The sequence below is a fragment of the Hydrotalea sp. GW822-HT8A01 genome (assembly GCF_058798575.1).
This window is the reverse complement of the sequence record NZ_CM179506.1, coordinates 1,483,326-1,507,352: the sequence shown is the minus strand read 5'-3', so window position 1 is coordinate 1,507,352 and position 24,027 is coordinate 1,483,326. Positions and strand designations below refer to the sequence as shown.

Annotated in this window: 21 protein-coding genes; 8 read left to right on the top strand and 13 right to left on the bottom strand. The window is 35.0% G+C overall.

Annotated features, from left to right (window positions below; all coding sequences use genetic code 11):
• From AC3QLY_RS06595 to AC3QLY_RS06550, 10 genes are read right to left on the bottom strand one after another with little or no spacing between them, the layout of a single operon-like run.
• Complete coding sequence (locus tag AC3QLY_RS06595) at nucleotides 1-969, bottom strand: glycosyltransferase family 2 protein (RefSeq protein ID WP_492991041.1); 969 nt, start codon at nucleotides 967-969, stop codon at nucleotides 1-3.
• The gene (locus tag AC3QLY_RS06590) at nucleotides 966-2,108 is read right to left on the bottom strand and encodes a glycosyltransferase family 4 protein (RefSeq protein ID WP_492991039.1); all 1,143 of its coding nucleotides are present in this window, start codon (nucleotides 2,106-2,108) and stop codon (nucleotides 966-968) included. The genes AC3QLY_RS06595 and AC3QLY_RS06590 overlap by 4 nt, the downstream gene beginning before the upstream one ends.
• A complete protein-coding gene (locus AC3QLY_RS06585) occupies nucleotides 2,092-3,348 on the bottom strand; it encodes an O-antigen ligase family protein (protein ID WP_492991037.1) in 1,257 nt (418 codons plus the stop codon). Before AC3QLY_RS06585 ends, AC3QLY_RS06590 begins: the two co-directional genes overlap by 17 nt.
• Complete coding sequence (locus tag AC3QLY_RS06580; RefSeq protein WP_492991035.1) at nucleotides 3,338-4,801, bottom strand: oligosaccharide flippase family protein; 1,464 nt, start codon at nucleotides 4,799-4,801, stop codon at nucleotides 3,338-3,340. Before AC3QLY_RS06580 ends, AC3QLY_RS06585 begins: the two co-directional genes overlap by 11 nt.
• A complete protein-coding gene (locus AC3QLY_RS06575) occupies nucleotides 4,798-5,427 on the bottom strand; it encodes a class I SAM-dependent methyltransferase (protein WP_492991033.1) in 630 nt (209 codons plus the stop codon). Before AC3QLY_RS06575 ends, AC3QLY_RS06580 begins: the two co-directional genes overlap by 4 nt.
• Nucleotides 5,420-6,157, bottom strand: a complete 738-nt coding sequence (locus AC3QLY_RS06570; RefSeq protein WP_492991031.1) for a glycosyltransferase family 2 protein — start codon at nucleotides 6,155-6,157, stop codon at nucleotides 5,420-5,422. The genes AC3QLY_RS06575 and AC3QLY_RS06570 overlap by 8 nt, the downstream gene beginning before the upstream one ends.
• Before the next feature lies 1 nt (nucleotide 6,158).
• Nucleotides 6,159-6,935 carry a methyltransferase domain-containing protein gene (locus AC3QLY_RS06565; RefSeq protein ID WP_492991029.1) on the bottom strand — a complete coding sequence of 259 codons (777 nt, stop codon included), beginning with the start codon at nucleotides 6,933-6,935 and terminating at the stop codon, nucleotides 6,159-6,161.
• Nucleotides 6,929-7,855, bottom strand: coding sequence for a glycosyltransferase family protein (locus AC3QLY_RS06560; protein WP_492991027.1), 927 nt, complete (start codon nucleotides 7,853-7,855; stop codon nucleotides 6,929-6,931). Before AC3QLY_RS06560 ends, AC3QLY_RS06565 begins: the two co-directional genes overlap by 7 nt.
• Before the next feature lie 12 nt (nucleotides 7,856-7,867).
• Nucleotides 7,868-8,929: a Wzz/FepE/Etk N-terminal domain-containing protein gene (locus tag AC3QLY_RS06555; protein WP_492991025.1), complete on the bottom strand. Its 1,062-nt coding sequence runs from the start codon at nucleotides 8,927-8,929 to the stop codon at nucleotides 7,868-7,870.
• A 17-nt stretch (nucleotides 8,930-8,946) separates the two neighbouring features.
• Nucleotides 8,947-11,421, bottom strand: coding sequence for an SLBB domain-containing protein (locus AC3QLY_RS06550; protein ID WP_492991023.1), 2,475 nt, complete (start codon nucleotides 11,419-11,421; stop codon nucleotides 8,947-8,949).
• A 712-nt stretch (nucleotides 11,422-12,133) separates the two neighbouring features.
• Here AC3QLY_RS06550 and AC3QLY_RS06545 point away from each other — a divergent pair.
• Nucleotides 12,134-12,682, top strand: coding sequence for an REP-associated tyrosine transposase (locus AC3QLY_RS06545; RefSeq protein ID WP_218331590.1), 549 nt, complete (start codon nucleotides 12,134-12,136; stop codon nucleotides 12,680-12,682).
• Between the two features lie 683 nt (nucleotides 12,683-13,365).
• Here AC3QLY_RS06545 and AC3QLY_RS06540 read toward each other — a convergent pair.
• Together AC3QLY_RS06540 and AC3QLY_RS06535 are read right to left on the bottom strand one after the other, a co-directional pair.
• The gene (locus tag AC3QLY_RS06540; RefSeq protein WP_218331580.1) at nucleotides 13,366-14,823 is read right to left on the bottom strand and encodes a Gfo/Idh/MocA family protein; all 1,458 of its coding nucleotides are present in this window, start codon (nucleotides 14,821-14,823) and stop codon (nucleotides 13,366-13,368) included.
• 893 nt (nucleotides 14,824-15,716) lie between these two features.
• Complete coding sequence (locus tag AC3QLY_RS06535; protein ID WP_218331576.1) at nucleotides 15,717-16,448, bottom strand: LOG family protein; 732 nt, start codon at nucleotides 16,446-16,448, stop codon at nucleotides 15,717-15,719.
• A 280-nt stretch (nucleotides 16,449-16,728) separates the two neighbouring features.
• Here AC3QLY_RS06535 and AC3QLY_RS06530 point away from each other — a divergent pair, with 280 nt between their 5' ends.
• From AC3QLY_RS06530 to AC3QLY_RS06500, 7 genes are all read left to right on the top strand, one after another.
• Nucleotides 16,729-17,565: a hypothetical protein gene (locus AC3QLY_RS06530; RefSeq protein ID WP_288072660.1), complete on the top strand. Its 837-nt coding sequence runs from the start codon at nucleotides 16,729-16,731 to the stop codon at nucleotides 17,563-17,565.
• A gap of 41 nt (nucleotides 17,566-17,606) precedes the next feature.
• Nucleotides 17,607-18,398 carry an exodeoxyribonuclease III gene (locus tag AC3QLY_RS06525; protein ID WP_228733238.1) on the top strand — a complete coding sequence of 264 codons (792 nt, stop codon included), beginning with the start codon at nucleotides 17,607-17,609 and terminating at the stop codon, nucleotides 18,396-18,398.
• A complete protein-coding gene (locus AC3QLY_RS06520) occupies nucleotides 18,395-18,700 on the top strand; it encodes a DUF4286 family protein (protein WP_218331565.1) in 306 nt (101 codons plus the stop codon). Before AC3QLY_RS06525 ends, AC3QLY_RS06520 begins: the two co-directional genes overlap by 4 nt.
• 298 nt (nucleotides 18,701-18,998) lie before the next feature.
• Nucleotides 18,999-19,268, top strand: coding sequence for an HU family DNA-binding protein (locus AC3QLY_RS06515; RefSeq protein ID WP_068246313.1), 270 nt, complete (start codon nucleotides 18,999-19,001; stop codon nucleotides 19,266-19,268).
• 86 nt (nucleotides 19,269-19,354) lie between these two features.
• A complete protein-coding gene (locus AC3QLY_RS06510; protein WP_068246315.1) occupies nucleotides 19,355-19,468 on the top strand; it encodes a 30S ribosomal protein THX in 114 nt (37 codons plus the stop codon).
• A gap of 270 nt (nucleotides 19,469-19,738) precedes the next feature.
• The gene (locus AC3QLY_RS06505) at nucleotides 19,739-21,775 is read left to right on the top strand and encodes a M13 family metallopeptidase (protein ID WP_218331555.1); all 2,037 of its coding nucleotides are present in this window, start codon (nucleotides 19,739-19,741) and stop codon (nucleotides 21,773-21,775) included.
• 176 nt (nucleotides 21,776-21,951) lie between these two features.
• Nucleotides 21,952-23,082 (top strand): acyltransferase family protein, encoded by a 1,131-nt coding sequence (locus tag AC3QLY_RS06500; protein ID WP_074419563.1) that lies wholly within the window; start codon nucleotides 21,952-21,954, stop codon nucleotides 23,080-23,082.
• A 1-nt stretch (nucleotide 23,083) separates the two neighbouring features.
• On the opposite strand, the gene AC3QLY_RS06495 is transcribed toward AC3QLY_RS06500, so the two are convergent.
• Nucleotides 23,084-23,953 (bottom strand): formylglycine-generating enzyme family protein, encoded by an 870-nt coding sequence (locus AC3QLY_RS06495; protein WP_176713008.1) that lies wholly within the window; start codon nucleotides 23,951-23,953, stop codon nucleotides 23,084-23,086.
• Nucleotides 23,954-24,027: the final 74 nt, after the last annotated feature.

Genomic DNA, 24,027 nt, shown 5'->3' with positions numbered 1-24,027 from the left:
CTATTGTATATTATTTAAATAGAATTCACGAATTTTATTTATAGATGTTAAAATAAAATCAGGAAAATAAGTAACTACCAATAAAATGTACTTTTTAATTAACATATTATTGTTAAATTTTGAAAAAATCAATGACCTTGCTTCTTTCTTTCGCCCATCTTTTAATAAAGACTGTACAATCCAAAAATTATAATCATCATCTGAAATATCATTTCTATGTGCTATAACCGGATTATTTGGTAAATATTTATCATAACCATCATTTATATTCTGTTTTCTTAAAAAGGCCATTTTTTTAATTAATTTAATTTCTTTTCGTTGTTCAATTTTGCGAGAAAGGGTATAACCACCCGGATTTAAACGCCAAACTCCAAAAATTTCTTGAACCTTTGCAATTTCACCAATTGCTGATAAACGCAACCATAGATCGTAGTCTTGTGCATTTTTGAATTTTTCCCTATATCCTCCAATTGATAAAACAGCATTCTTTCTATACATGACATCACTTTGTTGAAATATACATCTATGAAATAAAGTTTTAGCAGGATTAGTAGTTTTTATATTTCTTTGTCCAATAATATTACCATCTTTATCAACAATATGGCTTCCACCGCCAATTAAAACTACATTTGGATGAGATTCTAAATAATTAAATTCAAATTGCAACCTGTGAGGATAAGAAAAATCATCAGAATCAAGCCTAGCTATATACTTACCTTTACAAATTTGCAAACCGTTATTTGCAGCTTTTGTCGTTCCTTGATTATTTTGGTTAATTAAAACAATACGATTATCTATATTTTGAATTTTTTCTACAATCAATTGGGTATTATCAGTAGAGCCGTCATTAATAACAACAATTTCAAAATCTTGAAAAGTTTGTTCTTGTATACTTTTAATAGCAAGTGAAATATTTTTTTCATCATTATAAACTGTAATTAAAACAGATACAGCTGGATTATTTATCATATCGAAATATTGAAAGTATTTAAAATTGCTTCTTTATTACAAGTATTATTGAAAAACTTTGATCGTTCATAATATTGATCTAAATCAGGATATGGAAGTTTCCCATAGAAAAACGAAACTAATTTATTAATAAAGTCATTAATATCATCATTCTCAAAGTAAATTGGAAGGTCTTTTGCAATTTCTTTATATACTGATAAATTAGAACAAAGAATAGGTCTTCTCGTTGTCAATGCATCTAAAATAGGTATACCAAATCCCTCATATCGTGAGGTATTAACAATTAAATCAGCATTAGCATAAAACAACGGCAAAAGTTCTTCAGAAACGTAATCGAGAAAAATCAAATTATTATTTTTAAATTCCATTAGTCTGAATTCAGAAAATGCCTTTTTTGTAACACCAGTCAAAACCAATGGTGGAATTGAGGAACATTGCTTAGTAGCATTTAAATAACCATTAATCAAAAGATCAATATTTTTCCTATTTTCAAAACCACCTGTATATAAAACAAAGTTTTGGGGTAAATTAAAGGAACAATATTTTTCAAAATATTTTTCAAAATAAGTTATTGGATTAATTGAAAAATTAATAATTGATTGACTAGATTTATTATAAATTACAATAACGTTATCATTACTTAATTTTGGAAAACTATTAAGAATCTCATTTTTAGAAAATTCAGATACAGTTAAAATTTTAGAAGATACTTTTATTGATTTTCGTAACAATATCTCATAATATTTATAAAAAAAATAGGAATAGCTATTTTTTAAAAATAAAATTGATAAATCATGTATAGTGGTGATAGTTAGACCATCATATAGATAAGGTAAATCAAAGTAAGGTGAAAAAAAAATATCAGGTTTAAGTTTATTCAAAAAATTATTTAAATGAAATTGATCATATAAAACCTTTGAAATTTTACTGGCTTTATTAATAGAATGTGTTGGAAGTTTATCATAGTTATCAAATACTGATTTATTAGCAGGAGTAATAAAATTAAAATCTGGGGCCAATAATAAAACATCATTCCTCTCCTTATATACACTGTTGTAATCAGACAAAAAATTTGTTATAAACATAGTTATCCCTCTTCCATATAAAGAACAGTTTTTTAAATCAATAGCAATTTTCATTTTTAAAAACATTTAAAGAATTAGCAGCATAAAAAGCAAAAAAAATGGAACCGGAAGAAGTATTAACTTTATTGGCAAAAATAGATACAACAAAAAAAATAACAAATGCAGCTTGCAAACTAATTATAAATAATATTATATTATTATCTCTACCTTCTTGATTATTCACTTTTAAAATTTTATGGAAATTAAGAAAGGATATAACCATAATTAAATAAATTATAATTAGGCTCAAAAGGCCCATTTTAAAAATAAACCAAGCATTAAAATCATGGGAGTAAATACTCCTGTCGTCACTTTTTTCGCTTCCTGAATAAGCTAAATAATAATAACTTCCTAATCCATTACCAAAATAATAAAATGGTTTAGATTTATTAAAAATAATATCTCTTTCTTCATTTCGAAATTCAATAGAAATATTATTGTTATCAAAAGCAGAAGTTCTTTGCTCAAATATATTTGATGCAAGGTTAAATATATTAATAAAAGGGAACAATAAAAAAAATAAAGTAATTAAAATAAAAAACAACTTGATTAATCGATTTTTAATAAAATATCGAGAATAAAATATCAAAACAATAATAATAGCAATTGCAATAGCTAAATAGCTACTTCGAGATAACGAAATAAAAACCGAAAAAAGTAGGAGAATAAAAGGAATAATATAAATTTTATTAATTATTTTAAAATATAAAAATATTAATAAAAAAGTTACAAAAGAAAAAGAAAAAAACAGATCACCACCACGTAGAATTATTCGATTTGCATTAGTGAATGGGATTGGTTCCTTAGTTGCTTGCCAAGCATTAGACCAATCAACGTCATATGATACAAAATTAATTAAGATAATCTTAAAACATGCTATTAAACTTATTATTAAAATCGCTTCCCAAATGAAATAACTATCCTCAATATTAAAATTTCGAAAAAGAAAAAAAAGAAAAATGAAAATAAGTATTGGATAGGCATCCTCTAAAATATCATTTGGATGATTCCCTCTTATTAGTCCAAAAAAACTGAAATATATTGTAAAGAAAAATAAGAAAATTAAAAGTTTATCTAAAATTGAAAAATAAAATTTAGGATTAGAAGCTATAAAAATTAAAAATGCAAACAATAAAATAATAGAAGATAGGTTTATATTTAAATTTAATATTTTAATCTTAAATCCTTCTCCAAATAAAATAATTATAATAAAAATTAAGACAGTAATATTTCTTAAAATCTTTTTAAAACGCATTTTTTTTCAATAATTTTAAAATTTGATAAAAATGCTTGTAAAAAATAACAATTGAAATAAAAATGAAGATAATAAAATAAACTGTAGACTTATAAACCGACCACTCAAATTTAAAATCTATTATTTTTACTAGTGAAAATAATACTGGAATAATTAGAAATACAATAGCTTTAACATTAATTGGGAAATTAAATCTAATTTTTGTAAAAAAAACGTATAAACTAGTTACCAATAGTTCCGATAATAAAGTTATTATTGCAGCACTTATCCCCCCATATTGAGGAATAAAAAAATAATTCAAAATAAAATTGAAACCAAAACCAATTGCATAAATATACAATCCTAATTTTTCATTTCCCGTTGCATTAAAAAGTATAGGATACACCAAATTATATAAATAAATATAAGAAGTTAAAAAAATCAGTTGTAATACCTTAATAGAACCATCATAACTATAACCAAAAAAAAATTTAATAATAGAATCACTAAAAAAAATAATAAAAACAGGTATAAAAGATAATAAGATACAAGAAGTAATTTGAATTTCAGTAATAAATGATTGTAGTTTTAAAATAGAATTTTTAGTATAAAATTGAACCACCATTGGGAATATCATACCAGAAATAATTGCTGGTATAAATAGAAATACATCAAAAAACTTATATGCTGTACTGTATAAACCAAGTTCATGTTCGGTCGATAAGTGTTTCATCAAAATAATATCAACTCGGAAATACAATTGATAAGCAATAGCTGATAAGAAAAAATAAAAAGATGATTTATAATAATTAAACAAATTTTTTCGATTGAAATATTTTTTTATTACTTCAAGCTTATTATCATATAAATGAAAAGATAAATTATATTCATTAAGTATTTTATTTAACAAAATGAAAGCGTATACAAATGCACAGAAAACATAAATAAATGGAATATAATTTATTTTTTTTATTAAAAATAGAGATGACAATATTAGAAATGATCGTAGAATCTCATATGAGAAAAGAAATAAATTAGCCTTAAGAAATTGCCTTCGTCCATTAAGTACGCTAATACAAATCTGGCCAACCCCCTCAAAAAAAGTATATAAGAATATAAAATTAAAAATTGAAAAGTTATAAACCATTAACTTAGAATCTAATAAAACAATAAAAATTAAACCAAAAATGAATTGAAGCAATTTTAAAATTGATACATTAATTAAAATAAAAGCCAATAAACTTTTACTATCGGTGTCCTCAGCTATAATTTTAACTACTAATTGATTAGTACCAAAATCGATAAATAGAGAAAGCAAAGCACAAAGTGAAAGTATATAATTAAAGTTTCCAAAACTATCTACACCAAGTATTCTAGCTAAATAAATAAATACCCAAAATGAAATAGCTCTACTAATAATTTGTAAAATAAAAATTTTACTAGCACTAAAAATAAAATATTTCTTCTTACTCATAATTTTCTTGCTCGAATAATCCATTGACAAACTTGTAAATCAGGTATAATAACCGAAGGTATGTAAGAAACAATATTCTTAGGGAATCTAAATTTATCCTTATTACTTGAAATTTTCTCAACCTTCAAACCAACATTATTAAGCATGTCAAGAATTGATTTACGAGTAAAGAATTTATAATGCGTTCTATCTAATATTCCAGAGTCTAAATATTTCCATTCTCCCTTAATGAATAAATCATAAATTATTTTAAGATTCCTAATATTTGGGATACTAATTATAACTTGACCATTCTTTTTTAAAAAATTAAGATGAAACATTAAAATTTCTTCAGGATTTCGTAAATGCTCTAAAATATCGGCATATATAAAGCAATCAAAAGATTGATTTAATTTTTCTATATTAAAGTTTTCAATATTATCAATATAATATGAATCATAATAATTTAATAAATAATTTTTTGCAACAGGATTTAATTCTACACCTATTAAATTACATGCCCATGTACTTTTAATTTTCTTGCCTAATTCCCCAAATCCACAGCCAAATTCAACGATTGAATTTGGATTATTTATTATCATATCAAATACCTCGGGTCTGTCAAGACTGTAATATTCATTATTCATCTCTATACCATTTTTTTACAAAATAGGCTTTATTTCTTTTATCCAACTCTAAAGTGTTAATTTCTTTATCAAAATATTTGATAATTGCATTTCTAGAACTAATTCCATGATTGCCATGATGAATGATACCAGTATTTGGAACTATTAAGCATTTATATCCCTTGTTTCTTATAGCAAAAGACATATCAATTTCCTCGCATCCAGCGGGTGTATAAAAATTATCAAATCCCCCGACCTCATGAAACACAGTTGTGGGAACAATGAAAAAGTATCCAGCTATTGCATCAGCTTCCATAATTTGATTACTAACTAAATATTCCCCAGGTTTGTCTCGTAACCATTTTGTTCCTTGAGGTCCAATCTGACCAACTTTATCATGATGACTAAATGTACTCAATAGATTTTTAAACGAAGAATATTGAAATTCAACATCATCATTGCAAAAACACAAATATTTACCCTCTGCTAAATGTGCTCCTATATTCCAAGATCTACTTACACCAATATTTTTCGATATAACTGCATACTTTGAAACTATTGTTTCATTTTTAATATATTCAATTAGCTCTACATTCTCAGAATCGTTAATTATAATTATTAATTCAAATTCAACATCTATAGTTTTTCTAATTGAATCAATAGTTTCTTTGATTCCAAATACTTTTTTATAAAAATATCTAGGATTTATTGTCTTTTTTATTTTTTGTACTGGTATAATGATACTTAACATATTATTTTTTTATACAAATGAGCCACTCCATAATTTGAGGACGATTCTCTCGAGTTAAATATTTTCGAATACTTATATCTAACCCTTCTAAAAAAACAGAGTTATAATATTTAGCTTTTAAATTGTCATCAATACTTTGAATTATTTGAACATTATGTGTCTTAGAGAATAAATTAGTTAACGTAGTAGATATTGAATTATTTATCATATCATGGGTCTCAATAATAAGATCACATTTTACAAATTCTGCAATATTTTTCTTTGTAAACAACTCAATTTCACATCCTTCACAATCACAAATTATTAAAGTGTTTTCATCCAAGCTCGACAGCAATAAATCTTCATTCATTTGATCTAAAACCTGAAAATCATTATAAACATTATTTAATTTAGCCATTTCAATACAAAAATTTCTGGCTTTAGGATTTATATCAACAGCAATTATTTTTGCAGAAGGAATAGCTTTTTTCAATCCAACAGCATAATATCCTTCGGCACAACCTATATCTATTATTGTTTTATATTTTTTTTTTATTAAATCTTTAAAAATAATTTGTAGTTCATATTCATACGTACCGATAATTTTTGGATAGATGGAACTCCCAAACGATTTAAATGTAGGATAAATCATCCCTTTGAAAATTCCATCTAAAATTTTTTTTTCTTTAGCTAAAGTCTCGAATAATAATTTATTTTCTCTCTCAATTTTTCTTTTCTGATAAGATTCATCAATAATTTTTAAATTTATTTCCTTCAAATATTTTAAAAAATTCAACATATATTTTTTTTTAATTCATGTATATTTTCCCAAAATTCAAAGCTAGAATTCTTATAATTTTCACTATTACTTAAATCAAAATCAAAACTACAAGCACCTACATTTTCATTTGAAATGATGTTACATCCACATAATGCGGCTTCAATAACTGTTCTACCCATTGGCTCTTTCCATTCTGGAAGATGTACAAAATTTTTGGCTCTGGCTAAATATTTCACTAGTCCATAATTTGGAACATACTCAATATGTTTGCCAAACAAAATTTCGTTTGTTGCATTTTTGCCAATGAATAAAAAACTACTACAATTTTTATATTTATTTTTAATATTTTGATACCCTTTGTAATTAGAAATTGTTCCGACATAAATATAATCAATATCTCTGTTAGTATTAGTATCAAAATGAAATTTTGAAATATCAATTAATGGCCTAATTATTTTTGATTTAAGTAAAAACTTATTATCCATTAGTCCATTAATTATATTTGCATGTAATGGAGATAAGAAAAAATTTGCTAACGAGTTTTCATAAATTTTTTGAGAAATTGTATTACCACAGTTTTTAACGCATTTATTTTTATCTCCATGACAAGGTAGTGCAGGTTTTGAACATATATCTACATATGCATTATCAATATGCACATAATTATAATTTTCAATAATATCCTCAATAAAATTGACTGGATATTTAAGATTATATTCTGGCACATTAAAAAGATCGCTTAAAATCCATATATCAGGATTTTCATGATAATTATAATGCGGTTGAAAGATTCGATTTAAATACTTATTATTTACACGTGATACTATTTTTATATCATGGCCTAATCTTCTTCCTTCCTCAATTAACATTCGATTATCTAACTCACCGCCCCCATTGAATTTATAAGGATTAAGAAAAGACAAAAAATTTATTCTCATAATATGCTTTAACTATTTAAAAATAAATTTCTTTAAAAATAAAACAGATAAAACTATTATTTGAGAAATAAAAACTCCAATCACCAACAAAATACCTCTATGCTTCTTCCCATCCTCTAAAGGTGCATGGGGCATATCTAATACCTCAATTACGGGGGTTTGTAACATTAAGGTGGTACGTACGGTTTCTAAATTCTTTACTACTTCGGTATATAAGGTGGCTAATACCGTACGGTCGCGGGAGGCTAATTCGGTTGGTACCAATAATGATTTTAACGCCGGATTGGCATCGTTAATTTGCATGCCGGCTACCTGGTAGCTTTTGTTGTTCAATAAGGCCAACAGGGAATCAGCCTTTTGCTGCAGGCGGTTTACATTGGCGGCTGATACCGAGGTTTTGATATCAATATACAAATCGCTGGCTTCTCTTACCATGCGCTGTACCAATAGCAACGAAAAATCGGGGTTAATGGAAGTGGCATTAATGGTTATGATGGAACCTTTTTTATTGAGCCGGCTTACCGATACATATTTTTTGGTAACCAATTTATACACTTCGTGCAGCACACTATCCTGCAACAAGCTCATGCTGTTACGTCCGTTTACCCGGTAAAAGTTAATGGTATCCAAACCCGGTTTCTTATGCCAGGCTTTTTTTAGTTTCGTAAAATCTAAAAACAGGTCGGTTAATGTAGGGCTGTCGGGCCGGGTACTGTCTACCTTGCTTAACAATACATGCTCTACAATACGGCGGGAGGTTAAAATGTCGAGAATATTATCGCCTGCAAAAATACTACCGCCACCGGTTAAACTACCTACATCAAACCCAAACTGTGAGGCCAGTCCGGCTAAGCCACCGCCGCCGGGCGATTTTTCTTCTAATATAAAGGTTTCTTCTGCCTGGTAAGCCGGTTTTTGCAGGTAATAATACAATACACCACCGCCAATGCCCAATACAGCAGCTATTAACAGCCATACCCATTGCTGCCGCAGGTAGCGCAGAAAAGCTTTTACCTGTTGCAGTATATCGGCCAGACTATAATATTCTTCCTGTGGTTCGGTTGTTTGTGTCATACACCGTTGCGGCTTGCTTATTTTTTAATTAAATATACCAACGATACAATTAATCCGGCAATAGAGGCAAAGGCAGCACCGGTACTGGCAATTTCGTTAGCCGATGTGCGCTTGCGGATGGGTACATACACTTCTGCCCCCGGTTTAATGGCCGGATAGGTTTTAAAGAACAGAAAGTGTTTGGTACTCCGTATTTCTCCATTGGGATAAATTACATAACTTCTTTTCCGGGATGCATTTTGCTGATAGCCGCCCGACTGGTCAATTACTTTCCGAAACGTTAAGCCCTTGGTGTACACCACTTTCTGCGATACATATACCCCACCAAAGGATTGTACGGTTTGCAATTGTTTGGGTACTTTAATTACATCCCCTTCTTCTAACAGTAAATTATATACAGAACCTGGGTTGTTCAATGCCTCCCCTAAACGGATACCTACCTGCTTTTTGGCTTCGGTAATGGAAGCTTCTAACTGGCTTTTTTGGGTACTGTCGGTTAAAAGGGCTGCACCATTAGCATCAGTAGTGTTTAAAGCATTACCGCTTTGGGCCTCTAAGGCATTCAGTTTATTATTAATCAGCGTACTATCTGCCGCTGTTTGCTGCTGGTAAGTATTGCGGATGAGGATGGCCCCGGATGGATAGGCATCTTCTTTTAAACCACCGGCTCTTTTAATCACATCACTCAACCGTTCGGTATTGGCTGATACGGTGTATTGGCCGGGATAGAGTACCTCGCCTTGTACCTCCACGGTAATCTGGTCTTTATACAATGGTGAACGGCGAACAGAAACAATATCGAAGGGTTGCAGACTGATATTATTGGCGGTATCATTGGCCAGATTATCGGTAGTTAGGTTAATTTCTTTAATAATAGCATAGGCATTAGAGTCGGTACCATTATTGGCGTTACGAATGCGGCGAGAAACTTCAATTTGTTTTAAGCTAGCCCCATCTTTTAGTCCGCCGGCCATTAAAATCAAATCCTCCACCTTCATATTTTCAGCAAAAGGATACTGAGTGGGTTTATTCACTTCGCCGGTAATGGTTACCCGGTATTTTTCCCGTACATCGGGTATGGCATAAATATGGATGGAATCTTCCCGCTGCAGCGGAATATTGTATTTACCATCCATTACATCCTGCACATTAAAATTCAGGAGCAAAGGCTGGTAATCTTTATCTAACCGGCGGATAACGGCACGGGTTACATACGCATCTTCTCTGGGCTGCACCGCTTTTACCAATTGTTGCAGGGTAGGCATATCGTTTAAACCATAAGTGCCGGGATGGTACACCGCACCGCTTACCAATACCCTGTTGGCATACAGATTGGCAATACTATCTACCAATATGGCATCGCCCGATACCAATTTGAATTGTTGGAACTGATTGGCAGGTATGGTTAACATTTCGCGGTTGGCAGTGCCAAAACGTTGTATGCGTACCCTGGCTTTATAGGCAATATCGGCAAAACCGCCGCTGTATTGCAATACGGTGGAAAGATTATCTGCTGCACCCAGCTCATAAATGGCGGGCTTTTTAATGGCACCTTTAATGGCTACCCGCAATTGATAAGGGGCCACACTAATTACATCGCCATCCTGCAACAGGGCATTTTTAGATAAATCGCCTTTCAGGAGAAAATCATAAAAATCGAAGGCAGTTACCTGTTTGCCATTGCGCATGAGGCTGATGTGCCGCAAACTACCAATTTTATTTGGCCCTCCGGAAACATACAGGGCATTGGCAATGGTTGCAAGGGAAGGCAGTGAATAAGTACCCGGACGGGCAATTTCGCCAATCATGGTTACTTTAATACTTCTAATTTGCCCCAGGGTTACCTGTACAGAGGTATTGCCGGCGGCAATGCCGGGATATATTTTTAATAAAGCACCTTTTATTTTTTTGGTAGCCTCCTCAATGGTTAACCCCATTACTTTTAAAGGGCCGAGATTGGGGTAACGAATATACCCATCGGGGGTTACCTGTAATTTTTTGGTATTTTCAGAATAACCATAAATATCAATCACCAATTCATCGCCGGCACCCAGCACATAATTGGCGGGAGTGGGTATGTTTAAATTAGGTTCGAAGGTGAGGTTATCTTGCGAGAATAAGTCGGCCCCAAATATTTGTAAGCCCATGGCTGAATCGCGGTACCCTGGGCCGGTGGGGGGGATGCGGTTGCGTTTGCTGCTAATATTGCCGCTGCTGTTGCCACTGCCGGTGGTAGCACCAAGGTTCAGTGCCTGAATACGTTGTTTAAGGGTAGCAATTTGATCGTCAGATAAACCTTTTGCACGGGCTTTGGCTACCAGATCGGCTTCACTTAAACCGGACAAATTGGCTTGTTGTACATATTGAATGAGTTGTTGGTCGGTTAATTGATTGATATCAACAGGCAATTGTGCACGGGATAAGAGGGTAAGCAATGCGAAACCCATCATCAGGCAAAAACGAAGCAAGAAGGTTTTGTATGAATGCACCATGCGGGCAGTATTAAGTTTCGTTATAATGAGCGCAAATATAAGGATGTTTGTATTAAACTAAAACAGAATAATTTGGTGTGGTGAAATTTTGGTTTTGTTAAAAATTGGGGATGGGAGTTGGGTAGCAAATGCTACAAAAAAAACGGCGTAGTTGAAAATATACGCCGAGATACGTTTATAAATTTGTAGCTTTTGCTACATCTACAATTCTGCTTTTAAATAATGATTATCCGTAGCCAATGCTACAAAAAAATTCGGCGTAGTTGAAAACATACGCCGAGATGCCATCAATAACAACATAGCTACATTAATAAAAGAAAATACTGGGCGTATGGCTGTGCCTACGCCCTGCTTTTTTGTAGCATCCGCTACACTCAACCAATGATGAAAAAATGATTTCCCGTAGCAAATGCTACATAAAAATTCGGCGTAGTTGAAAACATACGCCGAGATGCCATCAATAACAACATAGCTATATTAATAAAAGAAAATACTGGGCGTATGGCTGCGCCTACGCCCTGCTTTTTTGTAGCATCCGCTACACTCAACCAATGATGATAAAATGATTTCCCGTAGCAAATGCTACATAAAAATTCGGCGTAGTTGAAAACATACGCCGAGTTACGGCTTAACTTGTACAAATAATACTGCTATTATAGTGTAAATAGAATAATACAACAATAATGTAATTTTAATAAAACATTTATTATTTATGCCTGATAGTTATGTAATAAAAGACCAAAGTGGCGTTTATTTTGTAACCTTTCAAGTAGTTGCCTGGATAGATGTATTTACCAGAAAAAGGTATTGCGATATAGTAATTGATTCTTTAAATTTCTGCATCGAACAAAAATGTTTAAATGTACATGCCTGGTGTATAATGAGCAATCATGTGCATTGCATATTATCCAGTTCCAATAACACACTATCAAATACTATCCGGGATTTTAAACGCCACACCAGTAAGCAAATTCTTCATTCAATACAAGAAGAGGTAGAAAGCAGACGAATCTGGATGTTATTTCAATTTAAACATGCAGCGCAACAACATGTAAGAAATACTAATTATCAACTTTGGACACATGAAAATCATGCGATATATATGGATCCACATATTAAAGACATGTACACTACAAAATTATCCTACATACATCAAAATCCAGTTAATGCAGGGTTAGTTGAAAATGCAGAGGATTATTTACTGAGCAGTGCAAGAGATTATATTGGCAGACAAGGATTAATAAAAGTTAATTTTATATGAATTCAGATTAAACAGCTGTTTTAAATATTAACTGAATAATCGTAGCGGATGCTACAAAAAAAAACGGCGTAGTTGAAAACATACGCCGAGATGCTTTTAAAACCACATAGCTGAAAAAATAAACGAATTCACTGGGCGTATGGCTGCGCCTACGCCCTGCTTTTTTGTAGCATCCGCTACACTCAACCAATGATGAAAAAATGATTTCCCGTAGCCAATGCTACATAAAAAACGGCGTAGTTGAAAACATACGCCGAGTTACGTTTATAAATTTGTAGCTTTTGCTACATCTACAATTCTACTTTTAAATAATGATTATCCATAGCCAATGCTATAAAAAAATTCGGCGTAGTTGAAAACATACGCCGAGATGCCATCAATAACAACATAGCTACATTAATAAAAGAAAATACTGGGCGTATGGCTGTGCCTACGCCCTGCTTTTTTGTAGCATCCGCTACACTCAACCAATGATGATAAAATGATTTCCCGTAGCCAATGCTACATAAAAATTCGGCGTAGTTGAAAACATACGCCGAGATACATTTATAAATTTATAGCTTTTGCTACATCTACAATTCTGCTTTAAAAAAATGATTATCCATAGCCAATGCTACAAAAAATCGGCGTAGCTGAAAAACTACGCCGTTGTGCATATATACGATTAGGTTAACTTTCGTTGCTTACAAATGATAGCCATTTTGGTAATTCCGTTTTACAAATGCATTGGCAGCATCAAAATTGGTTACCCGCATATTCGCGCCATCCCATTGCAATTGAATATTTCGGCCGGGATAAATAAAGCTATTGGGATTCTTGGGATTGGGCTCCTGAATATTGTAACTTCTAATGGCTAAATTTCCCATAATCACAATTTCTGTTAAGGGACCGGCTAAATCGAAGTTAGAGCTTAGTTCTTTCTGTTCTTTACTGCCATAACCGGCAATACAGGCTTCTACCCAGGCGGCATAATGGCCATTGGCACTGCCAGGAACCCTAGCAATGGTTTGTGGCACATGTACTTCTTCATTTCGGGATAGAGGCAATAATTTAGGATTTTCAGCATAGGTGGAAGCCATCATTTTCCCCTTACTGCCTACAAATAAAATGGCATTGCCGCCATCGCCAAATACATCATTTGGCCCCAGCTCTTCCGGACGGTCGGGTTGTATGCCGCCATCCATCCAATGCAATTTAACGGTGCGGCCATTGACGTTGAACGTTAAGGTAATATGTGAAGCAATAGGACCACTTTCCGGATGAAAGGATCTTGTCCATGGCTTGGTGTATTGTGTAGCCACACTACATTCTGCGGCGGTAGGATAACCCAAACCCAGCACACGGAATGGCGCTTCCATTAAATGGCAACCCATATCGCCCAATGCACCGGTACCATAATCCCACCAACCGCGCCAGTTAAAAGGCAACAGGCCATCCACATATTCTTTTAGGGGAGCTGTACCCTGCCATAATTTCCAATCTAATCCGGCAGGTATATTTGGATCAGGAGCGGGCCAGCCCATACCCTGTGGCCATACGGGACGGTCGGTAAAACAATATACGGTATCTACTTCACCAATAATGCCGGCATTGTACCATTCTCTTAACTGCCGAACACCATCACCGGAAGCACCCTGGTTACCCATTTGTGTTACCACTTTATATTGATGGGCGGCTTTGGTCATGGTACGGGCTTCATAAATATCGTGCGCCATGGGTTTTTGCACATACACATGTTTGTGCAATTGCATGGCAGCCATGGCTATTACCGCATGCATATGGTCGGGGGTAGATACAGATACCGCATCAATGCTATTGTGCATTTTATCGAGCATTTCCCGATAGTCTTTATAATAAGCTGCTTTAGGATAACGGGCACGGCTTGTCTTTGCCATACGGTCATCTACATCGCATAAACCCACAATATTGGCTTTGCCGCTTTGGTAAAAATTCCATAAATCGCTTTCGCCTTTTCCGCCTATCCCAATACCGGCAACATTCAGTTTATCGCTAGGCGCAATAAAGCCTTTGCCTAAAACATGGCGCGGAACAATATAGAAGCCGGTAGCGGCTAATGCAGTGTTGCGTAAAAAATTGCGGCGGGAATGGTTGGTTGTAGCATCGTTCGATTTCTTTTTCATACGGTTGTGTTGATTGATATGGATAAATATGCTTTACACTATTTTGTACAGGCAATAAGGATGAAACTACCAGCGATTGCAGGCCCCATTCCTCTATGCACTTCTTAAAAAATTAGCGCAATGAATGTAGTGATTAATCAAGAATATAAAAAAAGAATTGGGTAAATGGCCATCTGTTTTGTTAGCCGATGAATGTGCAGGAAATGGGAGGAAATGGCGGTCTGTATTCGGTTTGCAACGGGCGAATCTATTTTTTCGCATCAACCTGTTATTAACGAAGCAATGATTTTTTTTGATGAATATCAATTGAAGGTGAAGTGGGATGTGGTGTATGCAGCTGTAATTAAGTATCCCTCGCCGGCCCATTCATCACGCTGTGGTAAGATGTAACATTTTTTGAAGGGTGTAACTAAAAATAGTTAGCCTATTTAATTTGTTATGATGATGCATTGGTTTGTATACCGCAGCATCCAGGAATGGATGGTTTTGGATAAATAGCTTAAAATAACAATAAAAGTAAATCCATCTACCCAAATAAACTACACACAACATTACAGTGCATTGCATATATTTTAAAACGGATTAGCCCCGAAAGCACATTTTGTAATTAATTAAAAGAATGGATGTAAACCTGTCTACTGGCCAGACAAAAGAAATGGGGTTTCCTAAAAACCGGTTAGAAGAAGCACTATGGAAATCAGTATTGTTTACAATGATTAATTTTTTAAATAATTTTATATTTTTTATAATGTAAAAAGCATACAAAAATACAACCACTGCTATAAAAATTGCCTTTACAATTTTTCTAATTTTTTTAAGGAAGCTGAATCCGGGAATAAATTAAATGGTTGCATGAATGATTAAAAAACAGAGGTATTAGTAAAACCTGTACCCTATTTTGTTTCCAATAACCACCAGAAACGCTTTCTGGGCTTTAGCACATAGTTTTTACGGATATAAGTTTTAATATGGTTCATGGCTTCGTCGTAATCATCTGTAAACAGTACCAAATCCATATCACTACGTGTAATGGTACCCTGCTCAGCCATTTCTTCTATAAAATCCATTAATGGTTTATAAAATTCTTTCCCAAATATTACAATTGGAAACTGAGTAATGGTGCGGGTTTGCACTAAGGTAAGGGTTTCAAAAAATTCATCCATGGTACCAAAACCACCCGGCATAATAATAAATGCATACGAATATTTTACCATCATTACTTTTCGGGAAAAAAAATGATTGAACGTAATTGAGGTATGCACATAGGGATTGGGTTTTTGTTCAAAAGGCAGTTTAATATTGCAACCCACCGACTGACCGCCATTTTCAAAAGCGCCTTTATTAGCGGCTTCCATTGTGCCCGGTCCGCCACCTGTCATGGTAGTAAAACCCATTTTGGCAATTCGTTTCCCAAATTCTTCTGCTGCCAGATAGTATGGATGATTGGGTTTAAACCTTGCGCTTCCAAATACCGTAATACAGGGGCCTACAAAATGCAATACCCGAAAACTATTCAAAAACTCTATGAATACACGCCATGCAAATTTCAATTCATGTACTCGGGGCTTAGAACCCTCTAAATAAAAATTCTGTGTGGCCGGAATAATTCTTTCGCTTGTCTTCATAATAATCCACTTAAAACATTTCCTGATGAAAGCCCTGCGCCTTTGTCTATTATTTCAATAGAATAAAGCATGCGGGGTAAGGTTTACATTTCAAATTACGGTAATTAATGAATTGAAATCAAAAAATTGCAGGTTAACATTTACACAATACTTTTGCGGGCAATTTCATATACCCTATTGGTAAACCCATGAAGGAAATAGCACTATCAACCATACAAACCATCGGGGGAGTTGAATAGACAGGTTAAACAGCAGGCAATCAAAATATAAAATACAAACTATGAAGCGTAAGTTAAGAGCAATGGCCATGGTATTCATTTATGTAGCAGGCAGCATGCACTTTGTAAAAGCACAAACAACAGGAACAACAAAACACAAAAAAAATAGAAAAGGAGAATTTTATTTTTCGTGGGGTTATAACAAAGAGTGGTACACCCACAGCAACATTAAAGTAGTACAACCGGCATTAGGTAACGATTATACTTTCAAAGCCGTAAAAGCACACGACCATATTGGTTGGGATGAAGGTATTTTGCGCATTCCTATTTCCATTCCGCAATACAATTACCGCCTGGGTTTTTTAATTAACAGAAAAAAAGATTTGTTTTTTGAAATCAACTTCGACCACACCAAATATATTTTTGCCGACCAGAATGCACATATAGTTGGCAAACTGAATAACCGGCAGGTAGATACTACGGTTGCCTTTAATGAACCCAATGGCTTTGCCTATTATTTAAATAATGGTGCTAATTTTTTATTGTTTAATTTAGTAAAACGCTGGCATATTTACCAAACGGGTGATGGCAATTTAAAAATAGATGCCTTGGGCAAAGGTGGCATTGGTCCTGTTATTCCGCATGTACAAAATATGTTGTTTGGGCAAAATAACGATGCCGGCTTTCAGTTGGGTGGGTGGAATATGGGTTTTGAAGGCGCCGTGCGTGCTACCTTTTTTAAATATGCTTATTTAGAATTTGCCAACAAGGTTGATTATGCACGTTACAGCAATTTAAAAGTGTATGAAGGCCGTGCCAAACAAGCTTTTGGAACCTATGAGCTGGTGTTAAGTTTGGGTTTTACTTTCCCCACAGGCAAAGTAATTCAAGTAAATTAATACAATAACCGCTATACTACATTCAGTTAAAAAATTGAACCATGGCAACAAAAAATATGCGCATTATTTCTTATAATGTAAATGGCATCCGTGCTGCCATAAAAAAAGGTTTTGTGGAATGGCTGCAAACCGACCCTGCTGATGTAATTTGTTTACAGGAAACCAAAGCCGTTAAAGAAGATGTAGACAGCAGTGCTTTTGAAACATTAGGCTACCATACCTATTGGTTTTCGGCGCAAAAGAAGGGATATAGCGGCGTAGCGGTTTTCACCAAAATAAAACCCGATGCTGTTTTTTGGGGCCACCAAAAAGAACAAAGCGATTTTGAGGGAAGGGTAATACGATTAGATTTTGGAGCCATTACGTTAATCAATGCCTACTTCCCATCCGGCACCAGTGGCTCTGAACGGCAAACCTATAAATACCATTGGTTAGATGAGTTTTTAGATTATTTAAAAACATTACGCCAAACAAGGCCGCAATTAATTATTACCGGCGATTATAATATTGCACATACAGAAATAGATATTCATGATCCGAAAGGCAATAAAAATTCATCGGGATTTTTACCGGAAGAAAGAGCCTGGATGGATACCTTTTTAGCAACAGGATTTGTAGATACATTCAGACATTTGCATCCCAACGAAAAAGGTGCTTACTCTTGGTGGAGCCAGCGTTTTCCTTCCGTACGCCTGCAAAACAAAGGCTGGCGTATTGATTATATTACCATAACCAACAATTTAGCCGATGCATTAACCGAGTCCGCCATTTTACCTGATGTAAAACACAGCGACCACTGCCCGGTATATGCTGCATTAAAACTGAATATATGATTATATACAACGTAACCTCGCACGTAGCAGCGCCCATACATGAAGCATGGCTGCAATGGATGAAAGAAAAACACATTCCATTGGTAATGCAAACGGGTTGCTTTTACCAATACCAATGGGTAAAGGTTTTGGAAACTGATGAAAGTGAAGGATATACCTATGCCATACAATATTATGCCAGAGAAATGCGTGATTTTGAGCAATACAGACAGCATCATGCACCGCAGTTAGGAAAGGATATTGCGGAAACCTGGGGCGATAAAATCACTAATTTTCGCTCATTAATGCAGGTTGTGCATTGAATGTGGAAAGCTTTTCTGCACCTGTTTTTTCATTGAACAAACTTCCCTATATTTCTCCTAAACCCTTACTACACCTCATTTCTTGCGCACCAATCGCTAAAATCATTGCCAGCACTGTATTTCAGCAAATTTTTATTCAGAGTAAAATAAGAGCACTTTGTTCTATTTTGTATCAAAAGCCTTATCAATACAGGATTTTGGGGCAAAACCTGTGCTTAAAAATTGAGAAAAATTATTTTGTTAATTGCCAAAAGCCTATACATTTGTTTTTGTTATTTAACTAATTAAACAATCATCTATGAACAAGGCTGAATTAATTGCAAAAATTGCAGAAGACGCTGAAATCACTAAAACACAGGCAAATGCTGCTTTAGATTCATTTGTTGAAGCAGTAACCAAAACTTTAAAAGGTGGCGGTAAAGTAACTTTAGTAGGTTTTGGAACTTTCTCTGTTTCTAAACGTGCTGCCCGTACAGGCCGTAACCCACAAACCGGTGCACCTATTAAAATTAAAGCAAAAAAAGTTGCCCGTTTTAAAGCAGGTAAAGAATTAAGCAGCAAAATGTAATTTTCTGCACTACAGAATTAAATCCTGCTGTTTCAGCAGGATTTTTTATTTTTGTTCCTCACACAAATATTAAAAATTATTTCATTATGGGTAGAGGCGACAAAAAAACTGCGAAAGGAAAACGTTTTAAAGGTTCTTTCGGCAAAAGCAGACCACACAAAAAACAAAATGAAAAAAAAGAAGTGGTAAAAGCTTCTTAACACATCATTCAATGCAGGCTGTCTCTATGTTAGACGGCCTTTTTTTATAACTACACTTCCCATCCATTCTGCGGCAACAAATATTTTGTTACCACAATTAGTAATTTTTTTAATGCAGGCTTGTATATCTTCCATTTTTTTTAATGCCATCACTTCCCACTCATCAACTTTTTAGGCAGTCAATATGTTTTTGTATTACTTTAGAATTTCATTAAAAGGAATTGCTGTGTGGTAACCATTACCGGCATTCCATTCACAAAAACCATGCACATGAATATTGTAAAAACAGCGTTTTGCAGCGCTACGTTAAGCGTTGCATTATTCACCGGTTGTAAAGAAAAGCCGGCAAAGCCATCGGCATTTATTGACCTGAGTGCCATTGACACATCGGTAAAGCCGGGTGATAATTTCTTTTTATATGCAACCGGCAATTGGATGAAGAAAACATCCATTCCGGCTTCAGAAGTAGGTGCTGGCTCTTTTCTGGATTTGTATAACCGCACCAAAAACAACATTCACACCATTTTAGAAGAAGCAGAAAAAAATCCGGGGCAGGCAGGCAGTATTCAACAAAAAGTAGGCGACTTTTTTGCATCGGGTATGGACTCAGCTAAAGTTGATCAGTTGGGCTATACGCCCATTCAGCCTTTTCTTACTGCCATCAGCAGCATTAAAACCCCCGAAAACATGATTCAATATGCAGCTCAGGCACATACCCGCGGCAGCAATATGCTATTCGATTTTGGCGTGTATCCCGACGATAAAAACAGCATGGCTACCATTGCCGTATTTGGGCAGGGTGGCTTAGGTTTACCCGACCGCGATTATTATTTTAAAACAGATGCTGCTACTCAGGCTGTAGTGGCTGCATATAAAACTTACATGCAAAAGTTATTGATGCTAACCGGCACCGATAGCATTACCGCAGGCAAACAGGTAGAACTGGTGTATGCATTGGAGAAACAAATGGCAGAAAGCCATAAAACCAATGTTGCCCTGCGCGACCCGCAAACCAATTATCATAAAATGGCGGTAAGCCAACTTGCCAAAACAATGCCCAATTTACAATGGCCCATGTTGTTAAAAACATTAAATATTCAGGTTGATTCAGTAAACGTACAGCAGCCCGATTTTTTTGCCAAACTCAATCAATTAATTGTTACTCAGCCCTTAGGCACCTGGCAGTTGTATTTGCGCCTGCATACCATTAACAGTGCAGCACGTATTTTAAGCGCCCCATTTGTACAGGCATCATTTAACTTTTACGGGAAGGCATTGAGCGGACAAACACAAATGAAGCCCCGTTGGGAAAGTGTTTACCGTACCATTGACAGCCAAATTGGAGAAGCTTTGGGACAATTGTACGTAGAAAAATATTTTACCAAAGAAGCCAAACAACGCATGGATGCATTGGTACATAATTTACAAACCGCCTTTGCACAAAGGATAGACCGCTTAGACTGGATGAGCGATTCAACCAAACAAAAAGCCAAAGAAAAATTACAGGCATTTATTAAAAAAATTGGTTATCCCGACAAATGGAGAGATTATAGCAAAGTAAATATTGACCGCAATCATTATTTTAACAATGTAATGGCAGCAGAAGCCAACAATTATCAATACATGATACAGAAATTGGGCAAGCCGGTAGATAGAACAGAATGGGAAATGACACCCCCTACCATCAATGCTTACTACAATCCATTATACAATGAAATTGTATTTCCTGCCGGTATCCTGCAATTCCCTTTCTTTGATCCCAAGGCCGATGATGCCATTAATTATGGCGGCATAGGCATGGTAATTGGCCATGAAATGACCCACGGTTTTGATGATCAGGGTGCGCAATACGATAAAGAGGGCAACCTGAAAAACTGGTGGAGTAAAGCCGATTACGATCAGTTCAAAAACAAATCGCAACAAGTTGTTCATTTGTACAATGGATTTACGGTATTAGATACCGTGCATGTAAACGGCTCGCTTACCACCGGAGAAAACATGGCCGATATAGGAGGTATTGCCATTGCCTATGATGCATTTAAAATGACTAATGAAGGACAGGACAGTACCCAAAAAACAGATGGCTTTACACCCGACCAGCGCTTCTTTTTATCATTAGCCCAAATTTGGCGTTCTAAAGAAAAAGATGCTTACACCCGTAGGTTAATTAATACCGATCCCCATTCACCTGCTATGTATCGGGTAAATGGCCCCTTAATGAATTTTACCCCTTTCTACAAAGCATTTCATGTGGTGCCGGGCAATAAAATGTATTTACCCGAAAACGAACGGATAAAAATCTGGTAATCTTTTCATACGCATCCCAACATTTGCCGGTTCTTTATTCCCGAAAGAACCGGCATTTTTTTGCAATTACGCAAAGGTTTGTGCATTAAAAAGGGTATAATTTAATGGCCACTTGCATTGTTTGCGTTTTTTATTGCTTATTTTTAAGCATCCCTAACCACAAACCAACGATTGCTATGTTAACCCCCACACAACGCTTTACTGCCTTAGATATATTCAGAGGCATGACCATTTGTTTCATGATTATTGTAAACACCCCTGGTGGTCCATTATCGTATGCGCCGTTACAACATGCCCACTGGAATGGATTTACGCCAACCGATTTGGTATTCCCTTCTTTTCTTTTTGCGGTAGGAAATGCCATGAGTTTTGTAATGCCCAAATGGGCAGGCAAAGCCAATAGCTGGGTAGTAGGCAAAATTTTAAAACGCACCCTGCTCATTTTTTTATTGGGTTACCTGATGTATTGGTTTCCTTTTTTTCACTTTGATGCACAACACCATATACAAGCAGCACCATTTGCCAACACACGTATTATGGGTGTGTTACAACGGATAGCCCTTTGCTATGGCATTGCATCGCTGCTCATTTGGTTTTTAAAACCTAAAACTGCTTTATATATTGGCATTGCCCTATTGTTTATTTACTGGGCCATTATGTATTATTTGGGCGACCCTACCGATCCCTATGGCATGACTACCAATGCAGGTTATTACTTAGATGTTTGGTTAATGGGCCCCAACCATATGTATCATGGCGAGGGGGTTGCCTTTGACCCCGAAGGCTGGCTTAGCACCATTCCCGCCATTGCCAATGTAATTGCAGGTTATATGGCAGGCGCCTTTATTCAGAAAAAAGGAAATACGTATGAAACCCTCACCAAATTATTATTAGCAGGTTTTGGATTATTTGTATTGTCGTATTTCTGGAACTTCTCCTTCCCCATCAACAAAAAATTATGGACCAGTGCATTTGTATTGCATACCGTTGGGTTAGACTGTATGATGATAGCTGCCGTTATGTATTTTGTAAGCTTCAAAAATTTAGGCGAAAGTAAAATCAGCTATTTCTTTCAGGTATTCGGAAAAAATCCGCTATTCATTTATCTGTTGTCAGAACTATTGGTAACGGTATTTTACATGATTCCCATTGAAGGATACCATGGCGTTATTCAGTGGTTGTACACAAACATATATAGCCATGCAGGTGCCTATTTCGGCTCGTTTTTGTTTTCTATTTCGTATATGCTGCTTTGCTGGCTGGTTGGTTATTATTTAGACAAACGCAAAATTTATGTGCGGGTATAAATTATTGATCGCTAAACCCTTTTACCGGTTTTCGTTTTTTTGGTTTTTCATTTTTCCGGTTAAAGGGTGCAGCGGTTACAACTTCGCATACACACCGAAACCCTAACCATCGATTGGGGCTTTTATACGACATGCGTTCTTTAACCGTACAATATGCTATTGGCAAATCGTAATGCCCGCCTTTGGCTACCCCTTTTTCGGCAATCATTTCACCCACATTGCCAATCATATTGTAAATACCATATTGATTGGGGATGGAAAAACTAACCGGCATAATATCGCGTTGCCCCACCCGAAGGGAATCATCATCCGGATAACGGCAATTAAAATTTTTAACAGAATCGCCTTTATACAGGCTGTAAATACCCGTATAACCATAGGGATATTTTATAGAATCTAATTTCCCATTGGCTGCCAACTCCCATTCAGCCTCAGTGGGCAGGCGGTAGGTAACACTTCTAAAAGGAGGATGCGGCATGCGTGCCAGCAATTCATTTACCCGGTCGGTACGCCAGGCACAGAATGCTTGCGCCTGTTCATAACTAATACCTGCCATGGGATAATTATTGTAACTATTGCTGCGATAATAGGTTTGAATAAATTCTTCCCCTCTTTGCCGGTAAGAAATCCATACCAGCGAGTCGGGCAACATAGCGGCATAGGTAGCGGTATCATTCTCCCGGCCCAATAACCATCCTTCGGCAAAATCTTTCCAGTTGCTCACACTAATTTCATAAGCATCGATGTATAACCCCGGTTTCAGCAAAACAGTACCCGGCGGGGTTGTTACCTTATCTCCATTCACAGCTTTTTGGGTAACAAACGAAAGGCCAATGGCACTTACGAACAGCATAATTATCCAACGTATCAATAGTATTATTTTTTATAAAGTTAAGGCATTCCGTATTAACAGCAGGTTAACTAAAAGATGAATAGCGGTAAACC

Excerpts from the sequence above, each read along its gene's own strand:
- AC3QLY_RS06540 (WP_218331580.1), bottom strand. The coding sequence starts at position 14,823 with ATGAAAAAGAAATCGAACGATGCTACAACCAACCATTCCCGCCGCAAT.
- AC3QLY_RS06535 (WP_218331576.1), bottom strand. The coding sequence starts at position 16,448 with ATGAAGACAAGCGAAAGAATTATTCCGGCCACACAGAATTTTTATTTA.
- AC3QLY_RS06555 (WP_492991025.1), bottom strand. The coding sequence starts at position 8,929 with ATGACACAAACAACCGAACCACAGGAAGAATATTATAGTCTGGCCGAT.
- AC3QLY_RS06530 (WP_288072660.1), top strand. The coding sequence starts at position 16,729 with ATGAAGCGTAAGTTAAGAGCAATGGCCATGGTATTCATTTATGTAGCA.
- AC3QLY_RS06595 (WP_492991041.1), bottom strand. The coding sequence starts at position 969 with ATGATAAATAATCCAGCTGTATCTGTTTTAATTACAGTTTATAATGAT.
- AC3QLY_RS06510 (WP_068246315.1), top strand. The coding sequence starts at position 19,355 with ATGGGTAGAGGCGACAAAAAAACTGCGAAAGGAAAACGTTTTAAAGGT.
- AC3QLY_RS06525 (WP_228733238.1), top strand. The coding sequence starts at position 17,607 with ATGGCAACAAAAAATATGCGCATTATTTCTTATAATGTAAATGGCATC.
- AC3QLY_RS06565 (WP_492991029.1), bottom strand. The coding sequence starts at position 6,935 with ATGTTGAATTTTTTAAAATATTTGAAGGAAATAAATTTAAAAATTATT.
- AC3QLY_RS06585 (WP_492991037.1), bottom strand. The coding sequence starts at position 3,348 with ATGCGTTTTAAAAAGATTTTAAGAAATATTACTGTCTTAATTTTTATT.
- AC3QLY_RS06575 (WP_492991033.1), bottom strand. The coding sequence starts at position 5,427 with ATGAATAATGAATATTACAGTCTTGACAGACCCGAGGTATTTGATATG.
- AC3QLY_RS06545 (WP_218331590.1), top strand. The coding sequence starts at position 12,134 with ATGCCTGATAGTTATGTAATAAAAGACCAAAGTGGCGTTTATTTTGTA.
- AC3QLY_RS06580 (WP_492991035.1), bottom strand. The coding sequence starts at position 4,801 with ATGAGTAAGAAGAAATATTTTATTTTTAGTGCTAGTAAAATTTTTATT.
- AC3QLY_RS06505 (WP_218331555.1), top strand. The coding sequence starts at position 19,739 with ATGAATATTGTAAAAACAGCGTTTTGCAGCGCTACGTTAAGCGTTGCA.
- AC3QLY_RS06520 (WP_218331565.1), top strand. The coding sequence starts at position 18,395 with ATGATTATATACAACGTAACCTCGCACGTAGCAGCGCCCATACATGAA.
- AC3QLY_RS06570 (WP_492991031.1), bottom strand. The coding sequence starts at position 6,157 with ATGTTAAGTATCATTATACCAGTACAAAAAATAAAAAAGACAATAAAT.
- AC3QLY_RS06500 (WP_074419563.1), top strand. The coding sequence starts at position 21,952 with ATGTTAACCCCCACACAACGCTTTACTGCCTTAGATATATTCAGAGGC.
- AC3QLY_RS06515 (WP_068246313.1), top strand. The coding sequence starts at position 18,999 with ATGAACAAGGCTGAATTAATTGCAAAAATTGCAGAAGACGCTGAAATC.
- AC3QLY_RS06560 (WP_492991027.1), bottom strand. The coding sequence starts at position 7,855 with ATGAGAATAAATTTTTTGTCTTTTCTTAATCCTTATAAATTCAATGGG.
- AC3QLY_RS06590 (WP_492991039.1), bottom strand. The coding sequence starts at position 2,108 with ATGAAAATTGCTATTGATTTAAAAAACTGTTCTTTATATGGAAGAGGG.
- AC3QLY_RS06550 (WP_492991023.1), bottom strand. The coding sequence starts at position 11,421 with ATGGTGCATTCATACAAAACCTTCTTGCTTCGTTTTTGCCTGATGATG.